This window comes from Providencia alcalifaciens DSM 30120 (assembly GCF_000173415.1).
GTDB lineage: Bacteria > Pseudomonadota > Gammaproteobacteria > Enterobacterales > Enterobacteriaceae > Providencia > Providencia alcalifaciens.
In genome coordinates, this window is sequence record NZ_ABXW01000045.1 from 13,552 (window position 1) to 34,321 (window position 20,770).

20 protein-coding genes are annotated in these 20,770 nt (G+C 43.1%); 3 read left to right on the top strand and 17 right to left on the bottom strand.

Annotation, left to right across the window (positions count from 1 at the left end; all coding sequences use genetic code 11):
- The first annotated feature begins 4 nt into the window (after positions 1–4).
- Positions 5–514 carry a PTS glucose transporter subunit IIA gene (gene crr / locus PROVALCAL_RS07670; RefSeq protein WP_006658610.1) on the top strand — a complete coding sequence of 170 codons (510 nt, stop codon included), beginning with the start codon at positions 5–7 and terminating at the stop codon, positions 512–514.
- A gap of 106 nt (positions 515–620) precedes the next feature.
- On the opposite strand, the gene cysM is transcribed toward crr, so the two are convergent.
- From cysM to PROVALCAL_RS07710, 8 genes are all read right to left on the bottom strand, one after another.
- Positions 621–1,505 (bottom strand): cysteine synthase CysM, encoded by an 885-nt coding sequence (cysM, locus tag PROVALCAL_RS07675; RefSeq protein WP_006658611.1) that lies wholly within the window; start codon positions 1,503–1,505, stop codon positions 621–623.
- 81 nt (positions 1,506–1,586) lie between these two features.
- Positions 1,587–2,675, bottom strand: coding sequence for a sulfate/thiosulfate ABC transporter ATP-binding protein CysA (cysA, locus tag PROVALCAL_RS07680; protein WP_006658612.1), 1,089 nt, complete (start codon positions 2,673–2,675; stop codon positions 1,587–1,589).
- 2 nt (positions 2,676–2,677) lie between these two features.
- Entirely contained in the window at positions 2,678–3,538 is an 861-nt protein-coding gene (gene cysW, locus PROVALCAL_RS07685) for a sulfate/thiosulfate ABC transporter permease CysW (protein WP_006658613.1), read from the bottom strand.
- On the bottom strand, positions 3,538–4,368 hold the full coding sequence (cysT, locus tag PROVALCAL_RS07690) for a sulfate/thiosulfate ABC transporter permease CysT (protein ID WP_006658614.1): 831 nt from the start codon (positions 4,366–4,368) through the stop codon (positions 3,538–3,540). Before cysT ends, cysW begins: the two co-directional genes overlap by 1 nt.
- On the bottom strand, positions 4,368–5,390 hold the full coding sequence (gene cysP, locus PROVALCAL_RS07695; RefSeq protein WP_006658615.1) for a thiosulfate ABC transporter substrate-binding protein CysP: 1,023 nt from the start codon (positions 5,388–5,390) through the stop codon (positions 4,368–4,370). The genes cysT and cysP overlap by 1 nt, the downstream gene beginning before the upstream one ends.
- 391 nt (positions 5,391–5,781) lie before the next feature.
- Positions 5,782–6,678 (bottom strand): Dyp-type peroxidase, encoded by an 897-nt coding sequence (locus tag PROVALCAL_RS07700; protein ID WP_006658617.1) that lies wholly within the window; start codon positions 6,676–6,678, stop codon positions 5,782–5,784.
- Positions 6,679–6,901: 223 nt separating this feature from the next.
- Complete coding sequence (locus tag PROVALCAL_RS07705; protein WP_006658618.1) at positions 6,902–7,486, bottom strand: RpoE-regulated lipoprotein; 585 nt, start codon at positions 7,484–7,486, stop codon at positions 6,902–6,904.
- Between the two features lie 102 nt (positions 7,487–7,588).
- Entirely contained in the window at positions 7,589–8,020 is a 432-nt protein-coding gene (locus PROVALCAL_RS07710; protein ID WP_006661311.1) for a GNAT family acetyltransferase, read from the bottom strand.
- Positions 8,021–8,156: 136 nt separating this feature from the next.
- On the opposite strand from PROVALCAL_RS07710, the gene hemF reads away from it, so the two are divergent.
- Positions 8,157–9,080, top strand: a complete 924-nt coding sequence (gene hemF / locus PROVALCAL_RS07715; RefSeq protein ID WP_006658620.1) for an oxygen-dependent coproporphyrinogen oxidase — start codon at positions 8,157–8,159, stop codon at positions 9,078–9,080.
- Between the two features lie 149 nt (positions 9,081–9,229).
- The gene (locus PROVALCAL_RS07720; protein WP_006661309.1) at positions 9,230–10,360 is read left to right on the top strand and encodes a M4 family metallopeptidase; all 1,131 of its coding nucleotides are present in this window, start codon (positions 9,230–9,232) and stop codon (positions 10,358–10,360) included.
- 127 nt (positions 10,361–10,487) lie between these two features.
- On the opposite strand, the gene rluF is transcribed toward PROVALCAL_RS07720, so the two are convergent.
- The 9 genes from rluF to ndk form a co-directional block, all read right to left on the bottom strand.
- A complete protein-coding gene (gene rluF, locus PROVALCAL_RS07725; RefSeq protein ID WP_006658622.1) occupies positions 10,488–11,366 on the bottom strand; it encodes a 23S rRNA pseudouridine(2604) synthase RluF in 879 nt (292 codons plus the stop codon).
- A gap of 129 nt (positions 11,367–11,495) precedes the next feature.
- Entirely contained in the window at positions 11,496–12,974 is a 1,479-nt protein-coding gene (gene der / locus PROVALCAL_RS07730) for a ribosome biogenesis GTPase Der (RefSeq protein WP_006658623.1), read from the bottom strand.
- Positions 12,975–13,104: 130 nt separating this feature from the next.
- Positions 13,105–14,277 (bottom strand): outer membrane protein assembly factor BamB, encoded by a 1,173-nt coding sequence (gene bamB / locus PROVALCAL_RS07735; protein WP_006658624.1) that lies wholly within the window; start codon positions 14,275–14,277, stop codon positions 13,105–13,107.
- Between the two features lie 21 nt (positions 14,278–14,298).
- Positions 14,299–14,922 (bottom strand): YfgM family protein, encoded by a 624-nt coding sequence (locus PROVALCAL_RS07740; RefSeq protein ID WP_006658625.1) that lies wholly within the window; start codon positions 14,920–14,922, stop codon positions 14,299–14,301.
- Between the two features lie 10 nt (positions 14,923–14,932).
- Positions 14,933–16,210 carry a histidine--tRNA ligase gene (hisS, locus tag PROVALCAL_RS07745; RefSeq protein WP_006658626.1) on the bottom strand — a complete coding sequence of 426 codons (1,278 nt, stop codon included), beginning with the start codon at positions 16,208–16,210 and terminating at the stop codon, positions 14,933–14,935.
- A gap of 214 nt (positions 16,211–16,424) precedes the next feature.
- Positions 16,425–17,546 carry a flavodoxin-dependent (E)-4-hydroxy-3-methylbut-2-enyl-diphosphate synthase gene (gene ispG / locus PROVALCAL_RS07750; RefSeq protein ID WP_006658627.1) on the bottom strand — a complete coding sequence of 374 codons (1,122 nt, stop codon included), beginning with the start codon at positions 17,544–17,546 and terminating at the stop codon, positions 16,425–16,427.
- 176 nt (positions 17,547–17,722) lie between these two features.
- The gene (gene rodZ / locus PROVALCAL_RS07755) at positions 17,723–18,670 is read right to left on the bottom strand and encodes a cytoskeleton protein RodZ (protein ID WP_006658629.1); all 948 of its coding nucleotides are present in this window, start codon (positions 18,668–18,670) and stop codon (positions 17,723–17,725) included.
- A gap of 199 nt (positions 18,671–18,869) precedes the next feature.
- Positions 18,870–20,069: a dual-specificity RNA methyltransferase RlmN gene (rlmN, locus tag PROVALCAL_RS07760; RefSeq protein WP_006658630.1), complete on the bottom strand. Its 1,200-nt coding sequence runs from the start codon at positions 20,067–20,069 to the stop codon at positions 18,870–18,872.
- A gap of 171 nt (positions 20,070–20,240) precedes the next feature.
- Positions 20,241–20,666, bottom strand: coding sequence for a nucleoside-diphosphate kinase (gene ndk, locus PROVALCAL_RS07765; protein WP_006658631.1), 426 nt, complete (start codon positions 20,664–20,666; stop codon positions 20,241–20,243).
- Between the last annotated feature and the right edge of the window lie 104 nt (positions 20,667–20,770).

The window sequence follows — 20,770 nt, forward strand, 5'->3', positions numbered from 1 at the left end:
GTCCATGGGTCTGTTTGACAAACTGAAATCACTAGTTTCGGAAGACAAGAGTAGCAGTGGCAATATTGAAATTATCGCGCCATTATCTGGCGAAATCGTCAATATTGAAGATGTACCAGACGTTGTGTTCGCAGAAAAAATTGTCGGTGACGGTATTGCTATCAAGCCTTCTGGCAACAAAATTGTGGCTCCGGTTGACGGTACAATCGGTAAAATCTTTGAAACTAACCATGCATTTTCAATTGAATCTGATGATGGTATCGAACTGTTTGTTCACTTCGGTATTGATACTGTTGAACTTAAAGGCGAAGGCTTTAAACGCATCGCAGAAGAAGGTCAATCTGTGAAAAAAGGCGATGTCGTTATTGAGTTTGACTTAGCTCTGTTAGAAGAAAAAGCGAAATCAGTTCTAACGCCTGTTGTTATTTCAAACATGGACGAGATTAAAGAACTGAATAAATTGAGTGGTACAGTGACTGTTGGTGAAACCGTCATTATGCGTATTAAGAAATAATTGCGCTAAACCTGAAATAAACCACTGAATGATAAACCACCAGTCACTTATCGATACTGGTGGTTTTTTATTGGAAGCTTCACTCTGACTTTAGTTTATTAATGTTTTATTTATCAAAAACACCCGTTGATAGATACCGGTCTCCACGATCGCAAATAATCGCGACAATCACCGCTTTAGGATTCGTTTTTGCCACCCGCAGAGCTCCCGCAACAGCACCACCGGAGCTCACACCACAGAAAATACCTTCACGTTTTGCTAACTCTTTCATGGTATCTTCAGCCTCTTGCTGGTTCACATCCAGCACATGGTCGACTAACTGACTATCAAAAATACCCGGTAGATACTCTGGAGACCAACGGCGAATACCTGGAATTTGACTCTTTTCAGCGGGTTGTAAACCCACAATCTGCACATCGGGTGATTGGCTTTTTAAATAACGGCTGACCCCAGTTATTGTCCCTGTGGTTCCCATACTGGAAACAAAATGGGTGATTCTTCCTGCGGTTTGCTGCCAAATCTCGGGTCCCGTTGTTGTAAAATGTGCCAACGGATTATCTGGGTTGTTGAACTGGTCTAGAACTTTTCCTTCGCCATTGTTTGCCATCTCTTGAGCCAAATCTCGCGCGCCTTCCATGCCTACCGTCGTGCTGACTAGAATTAACTCCGCGCCATAAGCTTGCATCGATGCTTTACGCTCCTGGCTCATATTGTCCGGCATCAGCAATTTCAGTTTGTAACCTTTCACTGCCGCAATCATGGCTAACGCAATCCCCGTATTGCCACTGGTTGCCTCGATTAATGTATCCCCTGGTTTGATCTCCCCACGTTTTTCCGCTTCGTTAATCATTGAGAAAGCCGCCCTATCCTTCACAGAGCCTGCGGGGTTATTACCTTCGAGTTTGACCCAGATTTCTGAATCCAGACCTTCGGTCAGGCGTTGCAGACGAACCAACGGCGTATGACCAATAAACTGTTCCAACGTTGACACTGTGTTTTTCCTTATAATAATTTTTTATTGATTGATAATATAATTAACAATCAATTCTAAAATCAATCATCCCTTTTAAATCTACGCGCTTTTAGCAAGAGAGGGGAAAAATAATGGCTCTTTTCCCTGATAAATTTGTGTCTGCTGGCTTCCTAAATAATAATGTTCACCTCTCAGTGGAACCGTATTTGCATCCTGCCATACCACAGATAACGTTTCCTCACTCCACCCTAAAGGCTGCACAGTTAATTGCCAAAAATGCCCTCTAGGTCCTGATTCAATGACTCTCACAGGCAGCTGGTGAAGTTCATCCGCTTGCTTTTGCAAACGAATATCCCAAGGACGAATAAACACATCAACATCGCCTTGTTGAGCACTGATTTGAGGCAGTGGGAAGGTAAAATTCGCGACCTGCAATTGAGAACCTCGAATATTCCCAGCAATTTTGTTCACCTCCCCCATAAATTCAAGGACAAAACGTGTTTCAGGTGCTTGCCAAATTTCATTCGGGGTGCCAACTTGTTCAATATGCCCTTGGCTCATCACCACGATCCGATCTGCCACTTCCATGGCTTCTTCCTGATCGTGCGTCACAAAGACACTGGTAAACTTTAATTCTTCATGGAGCTGACGTAGCCAACGACGTAATTCAATACGCACTTGAGCATCTAGAGCCCCAAAAGGTTCATCTAGCAATAAAATTTGCGGCTCAACAGCTAATGCTCTTGCTAGCGCTACCCGCTGTTTTTGCCCACCAGAAAGCTGAGATGGGTACCGTTCAGCCAAATGCGCTAGTTGCACCATCTCTAGCAATTCCATGGCTTTTTGCTTAATAACCGCCTTAGATGGGCGCTGTTTTCTCGGTAACACCGTTAAACCAAATGCGACATTCTCGAATACCGTCATATGACGAAACAGCGCATAATGTTGGAAAACAAACCCCACATGCCGGTCTTTCGCATGTACTTGGCTAACATCTTGCCCATGAAAGCGTAACGAACCGTGACTTTGCTGCTCTAATCCGGCAATAATGCGCAGTAACGTGGTTTTACCCGAACCTGAAGGTCCTAACAACGCTACCATTTCCCCTGAGCCGATATCCAATGAGATGTTGTCCAGCACCTGCGTTCTGCCGAACAATTTACCGACATGATTAATTTCAATACTCATAATTAATGGGCTCCTGACTCAGTTTGCTGCCGGCTTAAATGCCATTGCAAAGCACTTTTTACAATCAACGTGATGATCGCTAATAACGCTAAAATTGCCGCAGCAGTAAATGCGCCGACGGTATTGTAATCTTGATGAAGTAATTCCACTTGCAGAGGCAATGTATAGGTTTCCCCACGAATAGCACCAGATACCACAGAGACTGCACCAAATTCACCGATAGCTCGTGCATTCGTTAATACAACACCATAAAGTAATGCCCAGCGGATGTTGGGGAGCGTTACTCTCCAGAACATTTTCCAACCCGATGCGCCTAATAAGGTTGCCGCTTCATCTTCTTGGCTTCCTTGGCTCAGCATTAACGGAACTAGCTCCCTTACCACGAATGGACACGTCACAAAAATAGTCACTAATGCCATTCCCGGCCATGAAAACATGACTTGTATATCAAACCCTTCTAACCAGCCGCCAAACCAACTATTCGAGCCATAAAACAACAAATAGAGCAACCCCGCCACGACCGGAGAAACAGCAAAAGGAATATCCACTAACGTCAGTAACAATTGGCGACCTGGGAACTGAAAACGCGTTACAAGCCACGCCAACATCACTCCAAACACCAAATTCACTGGTACCGTTATTAATGCAATAAGCAGGGTTAGTCCAATTGCATGCAGCATATCGGGATTACCAATATTGGCTAATACTTCTCCCAACCCTTTTTGAAAGGCGGTGATGAAAATCCAGATAATTGGTACCACTAATAACAAAGTAGAAAAGAATAGCCCTATCGTAATGAGCGCCCATTTTCCCCAATTGATGCTTCTACGTTGAGTCATCGGAAACGGTGTAATTTGTCCCATTAGTGCCCGCCTAATCGTTTACCAAAACGGCTTTGAATAACATTCACTGTAAAGAGTAAAAATAATGACACGGCTAAAATCACGGAAGCAATGGCACTCGCGGCTGGATAATCAAATTGCTGTAATTGGCTAAAAATCATTAAGGAGACCACCTCCGTTTGCCACGCAATGTTTCCGGCGATAAAAATAATCGCACCAAATTCACCAAGGCTGCGTGTAAAAGATAAAACCGTTCCAGCAATTAATGCAGGGGATACTTCGGGTAACACCACACGTCGGAAAGTTTGCCAACGCGTTGCCCCTAAGGTCTGAGCCGCCTCTTCATATTCCGGACCTAACTCTTCCAGAACCGGTTGAACCGTTCTGACAACAAAAGGAATACTGGTAAATGCCATGGCAACTGCAATACCTAGCCATGTATTCACTACTTTAATATCAAACTGATGTAGATACTGACCATACCAACCTGATGTCGCAAATAATGTTGCAAGGGTCAGCCCTGCAACGGCGGTAGGCAATGCGAAGGGTAAATCCACCAGTCCATCTAAGAATAAGCGTCCAGGAAAACGATAGCGGGTCAAGATCCATGCCAGTAACATTCCAAAGACCGCATTAAATAAGCTCGCAACGAGCGCAGCGAGTAATGTTACTTTATAGGCCGCAACAACCTGAGGGTAACTAATTACTGCCCAATATTGTTGCCATGTCATATCGGAAAGCTGCACAACAAGCGCGCTTAAAGGCAATAGCAAGATTAAACAGACGTAAAATAAGCTACTGCCTAAAGTCAGTCCGAAACCCGGTAAAAACCGCTTTCCTGATGTCTGCATTAACGGCGACCTTGTTCCATGAGTTGATCGAATTCACCGCCCGTGGAAAAGTGCTCATTCATGACATTCGTCCAATTGCCAAATTGAGACTCCACCGTAAATAACTGAGTTGCTGGGAATTTACTCTTATTTTCCGCCATGACTTGCTTATCATTCACGCGATAGTTAAAACGAGTGATAATATTTTGAGCTTCTGGGCTATACAGATAATTCAAATACGCTTTCGCGGCTTTCTCTGTACCATTTTTTTGCACATTTTTATCGATCCACGTGACAGGGAATTCCGCTAAAATATCCACAGGAGGAACAATCACTTCATAATCTGATTCACCGTACTGGCTGCGAATATTATTCACTTCTGATTCAAAACTGATTAAGACATCCCCCAATCCCCGTTCAATGAATGACGTCGTTGCACCTCGCCCTCCGGTATCAAAAACTTCGACGTTTTTCAGGAATTGCTGCATTTGTTCACGGGTTTTTGGACTGCCTTTTCCATTTTCTTGGTTGAAAGCCCCCCATGCCGCAAGGTAGGTATAACGACCATTTCCCGACGTTTTTGGGTTTGGAAAAACTAATTTCACATCACTGCGTGCAAGGTCATCCCAAGTTTTAATGCCTTTAGGATTACCTTTACGGACCAAAAACGCCATTGTCGAATAATAAGGCGAACTGTTATTCGGCAAGCGCGCCTGCCAATCTGCAGGGATCAATTGCCCTTTATCATGAAGGATCTGCACATCCGTCACTTGGTTAAACGTCACCACATCAGCTTTTAAGCCTTGTAAAATCGCTAATGCCTGCTTGGATGATCCCGCATGGGATTGTTTGATAGTCAGTGGTTCTTGAGGGTTTTCCTGCGCCCATTGCTTTTCAAATTCTGGATTTAATGCTGCAAATAGCTCTCTTGAAATATCATAAGAGCTGTTCAATAACTCAGCTGCCGTTAGGGATGCGCTACTCATCAACGAAAACATCGCCAAACTCGCTAACCCCGTATTTTTTAACATTGATTTTTTCATGAGATCCCTACTTGTGACTAAACCCAAACATTAACTAAAAACAATGTATATGTTTTGGTTATAACTTTGTAGTTATCAATCATCATTTGATATATCAAGTTGGAATAATAAAGAGGTTATAGCAATAAGCTAAAAAATCTGATGGAAATTTAAGAGGTTAATGTAATGAGTAAAGCTCATAGAGATCCTGCGGCAAAATGTCGAGAACAAATATGACCACTTGCTAAGCGTAAATTTTGGTTATTCGTTGATATCGATATGGATAAATATGATGGATGTGCCGAGAGGATCAATATCACTCTGCTGCAGCACGTAAAGGACTACAACAAACTGATCAGTAAACACTTTCAAGCTGCCGCTGTCCGCGACAGCTTGAATTATCACAATAAGATTATAAGGATAATAATCTTTCAATTGATGGTGCGTAGTAATAACTGCCAGAAACGGCTTTAGTCATACGTAGCAGATCATCATATTTACCATCAGTTTCACCAAACATGCTCAGTAATTGCTGTTCAATATTATGGATGGTTGCGCAGTAGGCAATAAAGAATAAACCATGTTTACCGCTTGCCGTGCCGTATGGCAGGCTATGGCGCATAATAGAGAGCTCTTCCCCCTCTTCTTCAATCACCACGCGAGAAACATGAGATGTTTTATTACGCGCATCTTCGTCTAATTCAACGCTATCGTGTTTAGTGCGGCCAATCATTTTCTCTTGTTCATGCTCAGAAAAACGAGACCATTTTTTCAGGTCATGCTCATAGCGCTGCACCATCACGTAGCTACCACCAATATCATCGCCTTGATTAATCAACGTGACTTCAGCTATTTCTTCACCTTGTGGGTTTTCTGTGCCATCAATAAAGCCACTTAAGTCTCTATCTTCCACCCAACGGAAGCCATGAGTTTCCTCAACAACCTCAATAGATTGCCCAAATGCCTTCAGAGCAGCCTGCGCTAAAGAAAAGTTAATATCATGACGTAATGATTGAATATGAATCAACATATCGCGCTGAGTGGCTGGCGCTAATCCTTTACCTAACGTACGAAATGGTTTTAATTCCGGCGCCACGCTCGCGTGCCCTAATTGCTTCCACACCTCAGAGCCAAATGCAATCACCGCGCCAAGACGATCATCGGGGAATTTTGCTTGCAGTTTGGTTAATTCATCAACAAAAACTTTGCATCCTGATTTAACCTCTTCTAGTGACCCAGTCACCATGGCTTCAATAAAAATGCCGAAACGACTATGTTCCTTCAAAATACCACTTTGGGAATGAGACATGCATAAACCCCTTAGAATGAATAAATTACACAAACCTATACTTTAAAATAGTTTATCGCATTAATCATGATTTTCACCTTGTTTTAACGCAAGAGTTAATCAGTCTAGGTCATTCAGAAGGGTTTGACGTGAGGAAAAGATAAATATCAGTGTTAGCAATAAATTAAAACCGTAAGTTATTGTTTTCTACAATCCAAAAACTTACGGTACATGTATTCGTAATTTATTTATGCCAAATAATTTGTGACACCTTCCATGTCTTCAATACTTCATCAGCTGGCATTAAATTATCAGGACCTTGCCATTTACCACTAAATTTGTAGACCACTTTGCTACTTTGTGGCGCAACACACAGTACCGTAGGAATATTATCGACGGCTTCCCCAAGGGAACATGAACCATAAGCTTTCTGATAAATATCACCAAACTCAGTACCAATTTGAGTATCCCATTCCGTCAGCATATCCGGGTCATTAACCACAATACGTGAAACGGTGCCTTTTTCGGGTCCAAAGACTTCCACTGCAACGTCTAAATCTTTCATGGCTTGAAATACAGATATCATTTCACCATTTTCAAGTTGCATACCGCCACGTACAACATAACGATCATCAAGCTGGTTATTAATCACGTCACGATCCATCGGTGTCAGGCTGGTGATGGCACCAACACCCGCATCAGAAATCATCAATGGGCTGTGAAACCAGGTTGATGGAGAGAAAAAACTTTTTCCAGCACAGCCTGATAGCATCACTACGCCACCAAGCAAAGAAACTTTAAATAGGGTTACGAATGCGTTTTGGGACATATCATCCTCTTTAGCGGGTCATATAATGCATATTGAGACAGTCTATTTAATAAAAAATTCAAGCTAGTTAGCTAAACTGCCAAGAAAATAATCACTGGCAGTTTAAAAATCCACGTCGAGGGTCAGTTTTTTCGAATAAATTAAACGCTCGGCTTGCTCTTCTTCATACAACATTTTTTCAAACATACAGATTGCTGCATCAGATTCTTCGTTGACCAACAGCTCAATTCTGCCACAACCTCGGGCAATCAATTTTTTCTCTAAACGGCTCACTAACGCATTGGCAATACCACGCCCACGATATTCAGGATGAACAGCTAAATAGACTGCGGTTCCCCGAATCCCATCGTATCCCCCCATTATAGTGCCAACCACTTCACCGGATACCTCGGCAACTAAGAAAAGATCCGCGCCACATTGCAATTTACGCTCAATATCTAGTTCAGGATCCCCTGAAATTTCATTCAATTGACAGCGTTCCCACAACGTCAGCACATCTTCATAATCATTTTGGCGAAATATGCGTATTTCCATCATTTTGTCCGTTTGAGCTAAACTTCCTGCCATTATCACTGCTTTTGATACACAATCAATAATCAATATGCCTTTTTTACCTCAACGGGGTATACTTTACTCATTTTCTTTCTCCCAATGGTTCTATTTAAAAACAATGAATTACCCAGATATTGACCGTGTAAAAGCCTATTTGCAAAGCTTGCAAGATACTATTTGCCAGAGAATAACAGCGTTAGACGGCAAAGAAACGTTCCTCGAACAAACATGGGAGCGAGCAGAAGGCGGAGGTGGGCGTAGCCGAGTTTTAACTCAAGGTGCTCTGTTTGAACAAGCCGGTGTTAATTTTTCACATATAAAAGGTGAAAAACTGCCCGCATCAGCCACCGCACACCGCCCAGAATTAGCAGGTCGTAGTTATCAAGCGATGGGTGTTTCATTAGTTATTCATCCTCTCAATCCTTATATTCCTACGACTCATGCTAATGTGCGCTTTTTTATTGCCGAAAAAGAAGGGATGGAGCCCGTATGGTGGTTTGGCGGCGGATTCGACTTAACCCCTTATTACGGTTTTGAAGAGGACGTTGTACATTGGCACTCTGTCGCTAATGCATTATGTGCGCCTTATGGTGATGAGGTATACCCTAAGTTTAAACAATGGTGCGATGACTATTTCTTTTTAAAACATCGGAATGAACCGCGGGGTATCGGTGGTCTATTCTACGATGACCTAAATCAATGGGACTTTGAAACCTGTTTTGCTTTCACCCAAGATGTTGGAAATGGCTTTCTACAAGCCTATGTTCCCATCGTGGAAAAACGTCGTGAAATACCTTGGGGCGAGCGTGAACGCCAATTCCAGTTATATCGTCGAGGGCGATATGTCGAGTTTAACCTCGTTTGGGATAGAGGCACCCTTTTCGGCTTGCAAAGTGGTGGACGTACTGAATCAATTTTAATGTCCATGCCACCTTTAGTCCGCTGGGAATACGATTATCATCCTGAAGAAGGCAGCCCAGAGGCTAAGCTATATACTGATTTCTTAATCACTGGTAAAAATTGGCTCGAGCATAATAAATAATACAAACTTTTGTAATTAATCAGATTTTTATCTGCTAGTTTTTCTAATAAAAATTAGCAGATATTGATTTAATAGCTTAATTATCATGTAGTTACAATAAAATCACAACCGTTTATGATTCCATTTCGTCAAACAAAATGGAGTTCTAAATGAGTCAAATACTTGGTCGTTCACTATTATCACCTAGCTTAATTTCACACTTCTACCAAGAAAGCCTGTGTAATAATTTAAAATCTACATTATTCCATATCAATGACATTATGAGCCGCACTTATACACATGAAGATGCGAGTTATCAACGTCAGTTATTATCTAGCGCTTGTAATATAACGGGAGGAACCTACAATCGCCTGATCCGCGATGCACAGCAACGCGTAGAAAACTACACACATAATCACTCTAGCCTACCGATTTGTCGCCGCGAAGAAATGCCTGCCGATGAGCATATGGCACATAGCGATTTTGCAATCATCATGCGAGAGGAGGATAAGGTAGCGCCAACCGAGCCAGCCCATCGCGTATTTGACGCCATTGGACTGATCCGCTCATTCCTCAAGGAGAAACTCAATATTGATCAGATGTTTGGTTGTGATGCTGATATCAATGCGGTTATCCATTATGATAAAAACTACGCCAATGCATTTTGGAATTCTCAAGCTATTTTCTTTGGGGATGGTGATGGAACAGTTTTTGGTCCCTTCTACAACGATATTGATATAATCGCTCACGAGCTTGCACATGGATTTATTAGCTCCCAGGCTGATTTTGACTATGTTGACCAATCCGGCGCATTAAATGAATCTGTTGCTGACGTATTAGGTATCATGGTGAAGCAATATGTTCAAAAACAAACCGCGGAGCAATCTAACTGGTTACTGGGTGAAAAATTATTCATCGACAAGAAAAAAGGACCTGCTTTACGCTCAATGAAAGCGCCGGGAACCGCCTACTATTTCACAAAATCAAACCAAGACCCACAAGTCGGCCATATGGATCAATACCGAAATTTACCACGATATGTTGATAATGGTGGTGTTCATATCAATTCAGGTATTCCAAACAAAGCCTTCTATTTATTGGCAACAAAACTGGGAGGATACTCTTGGGAAGTTGCAGGCAAAATATGGGTGGCGGCAGTCTCTGATCCTAGCGTGTCAAATACTGCGACATTTATTGAATTTGCTAATGCCACAGTCCGTTCAGCAAAAAATCTCTTTGATGAGAAAATTGAATTGGCAACTCGCCAAAGCTGGTTGGATGTAGGATTAAAATTAAACTAAGTTCTAATTTGTGATTTATCGATTATTGTCGGCCCACAGAGAGGCTGACTTTTACCTAACATAATAAAAAAGGTCAAGAATGCAGTTAATTCACTTATTCTCAACCTTTTTTCACTTCTGAATTCAATTAACGTTTTTTCTTTTTACGTCCAGGCTGGGTAAATTTCTTTTTCGGTGGTTCTGCATTTACCTTAGGTTTTTGACTACCTGAGCCTTGTTTTCCCGATGACTTGTTATTACTGGCACGTGCTTGAGGTTTTGCAGCTTTTTTCGGTTTAACATCCGATTCTGATTTTTCAATCAGATTAAACAATTCAATAAGCTCATCATCCGTCAAATCACGCCATTCACCCACAGGAATGCCTGTCAGTCTCACATTCATGATCCGCACACGCTCTAGCTTAGTGACTTCATAACCAAAATGCTCTGTCATACGACGAATTTGACGGTTTAAACCTTGGACTAACGTAATACGGAAAACAAAAGGGGCTTCTTTTTTGACCTTACATTTCTTAGTCATCGTTCCTAAGATAGGCACTCCGGCACCCATACCGCGAATAAACTCATCCGTCACAGGTTTATTGACGGTGACAATATATTCTTTCTCGTGGTCATTGCCAGCTCGTAAAATTTTATTCACCAAGTCACCGTGGTTCGTCAGGAATATCAACCCTTGGGAATCTTTATCTAAGCGACCAATTGGGAAGATACGAGTGCTGTGATTGACATAATCCACAATGTTGTCTTTTTCGCCGCTTTCCGTAGTACTCACGATCCCAACCGGCTTATTTAAGGCAATTAACACTAAATCTTCTTCATTGCGCGGCTCAATCAGCTGCCCATTAACCTTCACCACGTCTCCAGCAGAAACTTGGTCGCCGATCCCTGCACGTTTACCGTTAATAAAAACATGACCTTGCTCGATATAACGGTCAGCCTCACGTCTAGAGCAGATACCGCTCTCGCTAATGTATTTATTCAGGCGTGTGGTTGAATTGATTTCCATGGTTTTCCTCAGTCATTAAAACAACGTTAATTTTTAGGGCTGTGGGAGTGCCGATTATTAATAAGAAAAAGCCGTAACAACACATTTACGTTACGGCTTTGGTCTGTTTATCGCGCGAACAGTTCGCTATTAACGCTTTTTCAAATGCTGCATTAAGCGTTTACGTTTACGTAGCTGAGTTGGCGTCAATTTGTTTTTCTTATCCGCATATGGGTTTTCACCCTCTTTGAATAGAATACGAATTGGCGTTCCCATCACATTTAATGAACGGCGGAAATAGTTCATTAAATAGCGCTTATAGCTATCGGGTAAATCAGAGACTTGGTTACCGTGGATCACTACGATTGGCGGGTTATGACCCCCAGCATGGGCGTATTTCATTTTCACACGGCGACCACGAATCAGTGGTGGCTGGTGCTCATCTTCTGCCATTTTCATGATACGGGTTAACAGTGCAGTACCGACGCGACGAGTTGCTGACTCATAAGCTTCTTGTACCGATTCAAACAAGTTACCGACACCACTGCCATGCAATGCAGAGATAAAGTGAATACGTGCAAAGTCCACAAACCCAAGACGTAGCTCCAGCATATCTTTAACGTGCTCGCGATCTTCAGGTTTCATTCCATCCCATTTATTCACTGCAATAACCAGTGAACGACCTGCGTTCAAGATAAAACCTAACAGGGAAAGATCTTGGTCAGAAATACCTTCACGCGCATCGATGACCAGAAGTACAACGTTCGCATCTTCAATCGCTTGCAGCGTTTTGATCACCGAGAATTTTTCAACCGTTTCGGTGACTTTACCACGCTTACGAACCCCAGCAGTGTCGATGAGAATATATTCACGCTCATCACGCTCCATTGGGATATAAATACTGTCACGGGTCGTCCCCGGCATATCAAAGACAACAACGCGATCTTCACCTAAAATACGGTTCGTCAGCGTTGATTTACCCACATTTGGGCGTCCGACAATCGCCAGTTTAATCGGTAACGTAGAGGGATCGAAATCGTCTTCATCTTCTTCAGAAAGTTCACCTTCCGCTTCAAGCTCCGCCCAATAAGCTGCGTTAGCTTCTTCGTCGGTGAGTTCAATTTCTTCGTCTTCAACCTCAATGAAAGGTTTTAAAGAGTGCTCAATTAGCTGAGTTACACCACGACCATGAGATGCGGCGATCGGGTAGATTTCCCCCAGACCCAGTGAATAAAAATCACCAACAACGATATTGGCATCAATACCATCAGTCTTGTTGGCAACTAAATAGGTTTTTTTCTTGCGGCTGCGTAAGTGTTTAGCGATGCCTTCATCCGCAGGCATTAATCCCGCTCTGGCATCTACCATAAAGAGGACAACATCAGCTTCTTCAATCGCTTGGAGCGACTGTGCCGCCATGTGGGTTTCTACGCCCTCTTCTGTACCATCGATACCACCCGTGTCGATAATAATAAATTCGTGCCCTTCAACTTCTGCACGACCATATTTACGATCACGAGTCAGACCGGGAAAGTCCGCTACAAGTGCGTCACGGGTACGGGTTAATCGATTAAATAACGTGGATTTTCCTACGTTTGGACGCCCAACCAGCGCTACGACGGGTATCATTCTTAAGTGCCTCACAACTTTAATTAACTAATAGAATTCTGAGGCTTAAACTCAGAAAACAAAAAAACGAAACGGCCCCTGTATTCAGGAACCGTTTATTTTATCGATAAATTGTCTGCTTGTCAGGAAATTAACGTGTTAACAGGTAAACTGTTCCGTTTCTTGCCTGAACCATCAGTTTATCACTTGCAATGACAGGACGGCTGTGGATCCCTGAACTGTTCAATTTATTCTGTGCCACAAATCCGCCAGTGCTGGTATCTAGCCAGTGTAAGTAACCTTCTTTGTCACCCACAACGATGTAGCCATTATAAACTTCTGGTGCCGATAATCCGCGGTTAAGCAGCTGGTCTTGAGTCCATAACGTCACACCATCACTCTTACGAACAGAAAGAACGCGATCCGTTTGGTCAACTAAATATAAGTTATCACCCGATAACACCATGTCGTTGATAGAACCCAAATCACGTTTCCACAACATCTGACCGGAACGCATATCTAACGCAGCTAATGTGCCGTTGTAAGCAATTGCATACACTTTGCCATCATCAATAACTGGCGTCATGTCCACATCATTCAAACGACCAATTTCTGTTGAGCTGGTGACTTGAGAGATACGTTGCTGCCAAATCAGCTGACCTTGAGACAACAGAACCGCACTAACTCGACCATTATCACCACCAACAATAGCGGCACCAAATGCAACCGCAGGCGCAGACTCACCACGTAATGAAAGCGATGGAGTGTCCATATTCACAGTCCACTTAATCGCGCCAGTCGCGGTATCCAGTGCCTGTAATTGACCATTGCTAGTGTGGATGATAACCATATCGCCATTAACGACTGGTTTGGATAGGGCTTCGCCCGCCACTTCCACATCCCATAGCACTTCACCGTTTTCTTTATTCAGCGCGATAACTGTACCACGCTCAGTGCCGATGAAAATTTTGTCATCATAGATGGTCAAACCACCAGACAGTAACGCAGATAAATTGGCAGAAAGAAAACCAGTACGTTTCGATAAATCGACAGACCACAGCTCTTTGCCGCTTTCAAGCTCAAGCGCTTTAACTAAACCTTTGCGATCCGCAGCATAAACTGCCGAGCCATCCCATGCTGGAGAGAGTTCAGAATAGAACTGCTCAACACCATTACCAATGGACTTATCCCAAACAATTGAAGGTGTAAATTGATTCTCAACCTGTGGTAATGGCGCCATCACAATAGAATCAGTTTCGCTGGAACAACCGGCAAGTAAAGCTGAAGCAACCAGGCCTACCAAAAGAGTTTTGCGCAACTGCATAGTGTGTCGTTTCCTTTCTTCTTATGAATTAGATACGTTGTTCAATTTCAGAGTCAAAATGCCTCTGAGTGATTGAGAACCTTCACTTTCTAACCCCTGAGTGTATGCCGCTTTAGCGCCGGATTTATCACCCTTCTGGAGTAAAGCATCCCCACGGACATCCTGTGCCGTAGCTTGCCATGACTTACCTTGAATCTTTGCAACTGAAGCAAGCGCTGCATCTGCATTACCGAGCGCAAGTTGGATACGTGCTAAACGCAGATTAATCACATCTTGCATATCAACAGTTTTTGCTTTCGCTAATGCGTCCGTCAGTGCTTTCTCAGCACCGGCTAAATCGCCTTTATCAGCAAAAACTTGCGCCAGTTCCAGTCCAGTCATTGCACTGTAAACATCGTTAGTTTCTGCTGCAAATTTTTGCGCAGCTTGAATACCTTCAGCTGAGCCTGAACGCAGTTGTGTATTCACCACTTCGTATTTTGCTGCGCTTTCTTGCAACACATTCGACTTGTGTGATTGCCAATAGTTCCAACCAAATACACCACCGACACCAATTACCAGCCCAACAACTAATGCAACGCCGTTATTCGCGAAAAAACGTTTGATCGCATCAACTTGATCTTGTTCGTTTGTATAGACTTCCACTTGTCTCTCCTTAACCTAACAGCGCAGCGATACGCGATGCCACGAGTTGCTGTGAAATAGTTTCTTGCTCACCAGTACGTAAGTCTTTCAACGTCACTTGGCTATTGTTAATTTCGTCTTCACCTAAGATCAGGGCAATTTTCGCCCCTTGCTTATCGGCACGAGCGAGTTGTTTCTTAAAATTGCCGCCACCGTGGTTAGTCATTAAACGTAAGGTTGGTAACTCATCACGGACTTTCTCTGCAATTAATAACGCAGCTTGTTGGCTATTTTCACCAAATGAAGCCAGATACACATCTGCAACTGAAGTGTCCGCTGTAAATTCTGGGTTCACCTCTTGTACGAGCAGAACCATACGTTCCATGCCCATAGCAAAACCCACTGCTGGCGTCGCACGACCGCCCAGTTGTTCAACTAAACCATCATAACGACCACCAGCACAGACAGTGCCTTGTGAGCCTAACGCGGTAGTGACCCACTCAAATACTGTGCGGTTATAGTAATCTAAACCACGAACTAGGCGCTGGTTAACTCGGTATTGAATACCCGCGTTATCTAGTAACTTGCACAGACCTTCAAAGTGCTCACGGGATTCTGCATCAAGATAGTCAAACAGAGCAGGAGCATCATTTAATAATGCTTGGATGTCTTGGTTTTTAGAATCCAAAACACGCAGAGGATTGCTATACATACGGCGTTTACAATCTTCATCCAGTTTATCTTTGTGCTGTTCAAGGAACGCCACTAATGCGTCGCGATAGTTTGCACGCGCGTCTAATGAACCGATTGAGTTAAGCTCAAGAGTCACATGCTCACTGATCCCAAGTGCACGCCACCAGCGGGCAGTCATTAAGATGACTTCAGCATCAATGTCAGGACCTGCTAGACCAAAAACCTCAGCGCCAAGTTGATGAAATTGACGATAACGCCCCTTCTGTGGACGCTCATAGCGGAACATAGGTCCTAAATACCACAAGCGCTGTTCCTGATTGTACAGCAAACCATGCTCAATACCGGCACGGACACAACCTGCGGTATTTTCTGGGCGCAGTGTGAGGCTCTCTTCGTTACGGTCATTGAAGGTGTACATCTCTTTTTCAACAACGTCAGTCACTTCACCAATCGCCCGACGAAATAACGGGGTCTGCTCTACAATCGGGGTACGAATTTCACTGAAACCATAACCTTGTAAGATATTTTTCAATGTTGCTTCGATTTTTTGCCACACTCTAGTATCTGCTGGCAAATAGTCATTCATGCCGCGAATGGCTTGGATATTTTTTCCCACTTTATTTCTCTATTTTCAGAATTACATAAGGTCGATTATAAGAGCGAAATGTCATCAGGTTCAATCAACAAACTGCAAATCCACCGAGGAATCGGGAATTATCTGTTGATTTTGGTCGCTATGGCGTAATTTTAAGAAAAAATTACCGTGATTAACACCGCTAATCACAGGCATAAATAGAAAAACTGACTCATGAGGAGCCAGTTTCTAATTATTATTTTTCGATTTGATTAACATTTATTCGCATGCTTTCGTCCAGCATTGCCGCTTTGGCACGAATTTTGGCTTCTAACTGGTCAATGATGTTGTCATTATCAAAACGCTCTTTTTGACGAACACCATCTTCGTAGAATCCACTTTTGGTTTTCGCACCCGCAACACCTAAGGTAGAGACTTCCGCCTCTCCTGGACCATTCACGACACAACCGATGATAGACACATCCATTGGCGTAATAATATCTTCCAGTCGCTGTTCTAACGCATTCACTGTGCCAATCACATCAAATTCTTGACGTGAGCATGTTGGGCAAGCAATAAAGTTGATGCCCCGAGAACGAATACGCAATGATTTGAGGATATCAAAACCAACTTTAACTTCTTCAACGGGATCTGCAGCGAGAGAAATACGTAATGTATCCCCAATCCCTTCCGAGAGCAGCATGCCTAAACCGATAGCCGATTTCACTGAACCTGAACGTGCACCACCCGCTTCTGTGATCCCTAGATGAAGAGGTTGATCAATTTTTTGTGCCAATAAACGATAAGATCCTACCGCAAGGAAGACATCGGACGCTTTGACGCTAACCTTGAATTGGTCAAAGTTGAGCCTATCCAGAATATCCACATGGCGCATTGCCGATTCAACTAGAGCTTCCGGCGTTGGTTCACCGTATTTCTCTTGAATATCTTTTTCTAGCGATCCCCCATTCACACCGATACGGATCGGAATATTGTAATGGCGAGCACAATCAACAACTTGACGAATTCGTTCTTCACTGCCGATATTGCCAGGGTTGATACGTAGGCAGTCAACGCCATATTCTGCGACTTTTAGGGCAATACGGTAGTCAAAATGGATATCAGCGACCAGAGGTACATCAACTTGCTGTTTGATGAGCTTAAAGGCTTCTGCTGCATCCATTGTTGGAACAGATACACGCACAATGTCCACCCCAACGCGCTCAAGCGCTTTAATTTGGCGGACAGTGGCTTCAACATCAGTTGTACGGGTATTGGTCATTGATTGAACAGCGATAGGTGCGCCGTCACCGACAGGAACATTACCTACATAAATACGCGTGGATTTACGTCTTTTGATTGGTGATTCGTTATGCATTTTAGTTTAATTCTCCGAACATCCATGTGCTCATTAATACCATGGCGCTCTTTAATATCATGGCATAGTGTATGGTCATTGCTTTAACGCGCCCCACTATACACAAGAAAGCAAACTATAAACTATCACAAAGAGTGTTTTAGGATAGAGTTTGCTTCTTTCAATTCGTTACATTTTTATGCTTCTGGCAGCTTAAATTTCGCGGAACGTTTCGCTTTGATAAAGCGGCTTAAATCAACGTCTTTACCTTGGAATTGCACCGTGACATTCGCCGGAGCCCCAATATTTAAACGGTAAGGTTGCGCCCCATCAAGCTCAAGTTTATCGCCACTATTTTTCATGCCGCTGAATAACACTTTATTATTTGCGTCACGAATTTCTAACCAGCACTGACCAGAGAAATTCAACGTTAAGCCATTGCTCGTTACTGCTGGCATATCTGCTGTTTGAGTCGCATCCGCTTGGACTCTATCAACGGAAGGGATAGTTTGTGGCGCATTCGGCAGAGGGATCGTTTTTACGCTATCTGTCTCAGTATTCGTCGTGGTTGTTTGGGCATCCGTTAAGACGGGAGCAGGCTCTGCCTGTTCGGCACTATTGTTGTTCGCAAGCGGTGCATCAACAGTGACATTGCTAACAGGCTCACTACTCGTATCTTGCTGAGTCAGCACTAAGTCATTTTGGTTAGCCATCGTCAGTAAATCTTTTTGTTGCGCATTATGGTCTTGCCACCACCAGATACCAATCATCGCAATCAAAATAATGACGATCAACCAAGTCAATTTCATTAGCCAACCTTCACGTTTTTTGCGCTTTTTGCCTAATGAGTAACTTTGCATTGGAGAAACATTCGGGGCCTGTGCGGGAACATCACTTTTCAAGAGGGAATTGATGTCATTCTCAGGAATTCCAACCATTCTCGCATACAGACGAATATAACCACGTAAAAACGTCGGTTCAACACCCGCAGGATGAATATCTTGTTCTATTTCCTTTACCGTACTCACTTTAAGACACAGTCGCTCCGCAACCGCTTCTTGCGTTAAACCCATGTGTTCACGCGCTCGGAATAATAATTGTCCTACAGTGAGAGAGGTTTGTTCGGTATTATTTTCGATAGTCATTTGCTGGCAACACTGTTTCCAAGTTTAATAAATATAAAGTGGATTTTACGCCACTTTACCCGTCTGCGTACGTCATAGTTTTCAACAACAATAAACATGATATGCCGCTTTAACTATTGTAGGCGAACCAGGACGTTTTGCCTAACCATAAAACGCCCTGAATCATAAGCTAACCCACTGATTAGATATTATCTATATATCAGACTGATTTAACCTGGATAGGTTCCCCAGCAAGGCGTTTTTTCAAGGTTCGTTTCGTCCTATCAATCACATCACCTGCAAGCTGTCCACATGCAGCATCAATATCATCACCGCGAGTCTTGCGAACTATAGTGGTAAAACCGTATTCCATCAATACTTTAGAGAAACGGTCAATGCGGCTATTGGAGCTACGACCATAGGGTGCACCTGGGAACGGGTTCCATGGGATCAAGTTGATTTTACTCGGCGTGTTTTTCAAGCATTCCGCTAATTGGTGCGCTTGTTCAACGCTATCGTTGATATGATCAAGCATGACGTACTCGACTGTGACACGTCCCGCATTCGCATTGGATTTTGTTAAATAACGATTCACACTGGCTAAGAATGTTTCGATATTATATTTCTTATTGATTGGTACGATTTCATCACGTACATCATCTGTTGGCGCATGCAGCGAAATTGCCAGCGCCACATCAATCATATCGCCCAGTTTATCCAACGCAGGAACAACCCCTGATGTTGAAATAGTCACTCGGCGTTTTGACAAGCCAAAACCAAAATCATCTAACATGATTTCCATCGCAGGAACCACATTATTTAAGTTCAATAACGGCTCACCCATCCCCATCATCACCACGTTGGTGATAGGACGACGACCGCTAGACTTCAGAGAACCGATGATTTTAGCCGCACGCCAAACTTGTCCGATGATTTCGGAAACACGTAAGTTACGGTTAAAACCTTGCTGCGCGGTAGAACAGAATTTACATTCCAGTGCACAGCCAACTTGAGAAGAGACACACAGTGTTGCGCGATCAGCTTCAGGGATATACACCGTTTCAACCAGTTGATCACCCACTTTGATAGCCCACTTAATTGTGCCATCCGATGAACGTTGCTCATCAGCAACTTCCGGCGCACGAATTTCCGCGACTTCTTTTAATTTGGCACGAAGCACCTTGTTGATATCGGTCATTTGATCGAAATCATCGAAACAATAGTGGTAAATCCACTTCATAACTTGATCTGCACGGAAAGGCTTTTCACCGAGCTCAGCAAAAAATTCGCGCATCTGTTTACGGTTTAAGTCCAGTAGATTGATTTTTTGATTATTTCTTTGCGGTTGATCGTTTTTTTCTGGCGTAACAGATACAGCAGAAGGAGTTGCACACTGTGCATTAGTAGTCATATCAGACATTGAGTTTGCCTCGTTATTACACTTTCGGCAGTGCGAAAAGCACGACGTAAAATAGGGATTGCGATTAGTCAGGACGACTAAAAATAAATCACCCTGTTAACGCAATAATTAACAGGGCGACATATTGTACAAATATTATAACAATAATGCTAATGCATTATTGAGAACGCCTTAGCGTGGGCAGATTTCGTCAGCAGCGAAGAAATACGCGATTTCACGTGCAGCAGATTCTTCAGAGTCTGAACCGTGAGTTGCGTTTTCAGTGAAGCTGTCAGCGTAATCAGCACGTAAAGTACCTGCTAATGCGTTGTCTGGGTTAGTTGCGCCCATCAGGTCACGGTGACGTTGAATTGCGTTTTCGCCTTCTAACACTTGTAACATGATTGGACCAGAAGTCATGAATTCAACCAGACCATCAAAGAAAGGACGACCTTTGTGCTCAGCGTAGAAGCCTTCAGCTTGTTCACGAGTCAGGTGCATCATTTTAGCTGCAACGATTTTGAAGCCTGCACTTTCAAAACGGTTGTAAATTGCACCGATGACGTTTTTCTTAACTGCGTTTGGTTTGATGATAGAAAATGTACGTTGAACAGCCATAAATAACCTCTTAGCGATTGACTTGACTTTTACTCTTTATTCTCTGCTTTGTTTCTCTTACTTAACCCAATGTTCCCACTAGGATTTCAAGAGGGGCATGTGAA

Coding starts and splice junctions, on each gene's coding strand:
- ndk (WP_006658631.1), bottom strand. CDS start 20,666: ATGGCTGTTCAACGTACATTTTCTATCATCAAACCAAACGCAGTTAAG.
- crr (WP_006658610.1), top strand. CDS start 5: ATGGGTCTGTTTGACAAACTGAAATCACTAGTTTCGGAAGACAAGAGT.
- PROVALCAL_RS07710 (WP_006661311.1), bottom strand. CDS start 8,020: ATGGAAATACGCATATTTCGCCAAAATGATTATGAAGATGTGCTGACG.
- ispG (WP_006658627.1), bottom strand. CDS start 17,546: ATGCATAACGAATCACCAATCAAAAGACGTAAATCCACGCGTATTTAT.
- PROVALCAL_RS07700 (WP_006658617.1), bottom strand. CDS start 6,678: ATGTCTCATTCCCAAAGTGGTATTTTGAAGGAACATAGTCGTTTCGGC.
- PROVALCAL_RS07720 (WP_006661309.1), top strand. CDS start 9,230: ATGAGTCAAATACTTGGTCGTTCACTATTATCACCTAGCTTAATTTCA.
- cysP (WP_006658615.1), bottom strand. CDS start 5,390: ATGAAAAAATCAATGTTAAAAAATACGGGGTTAGCGAGTTTGGCGATG.
- cysT (WP_006658614.1), bottom strand. CDS start 4,368: ATGCAGACATCAGGAAAGCGGTTTTTACCGGGTTTCGGACTGACTTTA.
- bamB (WP_006658624.1), bottom strand. CDS start 14,277: ATGCAGTTGCGCAAAACTCTTTTGGTAGGCCTGGTTGCTTCAGCTTTA.
- cysA (WP_006658612.1), bottom strand. CDS start 2,675: ATGAGTATTGAAATTAATCATGTCGGTAAATTGTTCGGCAGAACGCAG.
- der (WP_006658623.1), bottom strand. CDS start 12,974: ATGATACCCGTCGTAGCGCTGGTTGGGCGTCCAAACGTAGGAAAATCC.
- rodZ (WP_006658629.1), bottom strand. CDS start 18,670: ATGACTATCGAAAATAATACCGAACAAACCTCTCTCACTGTAGGACAA.
- PROVALCAL_RS07705 (WP_006658618.1), bottom strand. CDS start 7,486: ATGTCCCAAAACGCATTCGTAACCCTATTTAAAGTTTCTTTGCTTGGT.
- rlmN (WP_006658630.1), bottom strand. CDS start 20,069: ATGTCTGATATGACTACTAATGCACAGTGTGCAACTCCTTCTGCTGTA.
- cysW (WP_006658613.1), bottom strand. CDS start 3,538: ATGGGACAAATTACACCGTTTCCGATGACTCAACGTAGAAGCATCAAT.
- hemF (WP_006658620.1), top strand. CDS start 8,157: ATGAATTACCCAGATATTGACCGTGTAAAAGCCTATTTGCAAAGCTTG.
- rluF (WP_006658622.1), bottom strand. CDS start 11,366: ATGGAAATCAATTCAACCACACGCCTGAATAAATACATTAGCGAGAGC.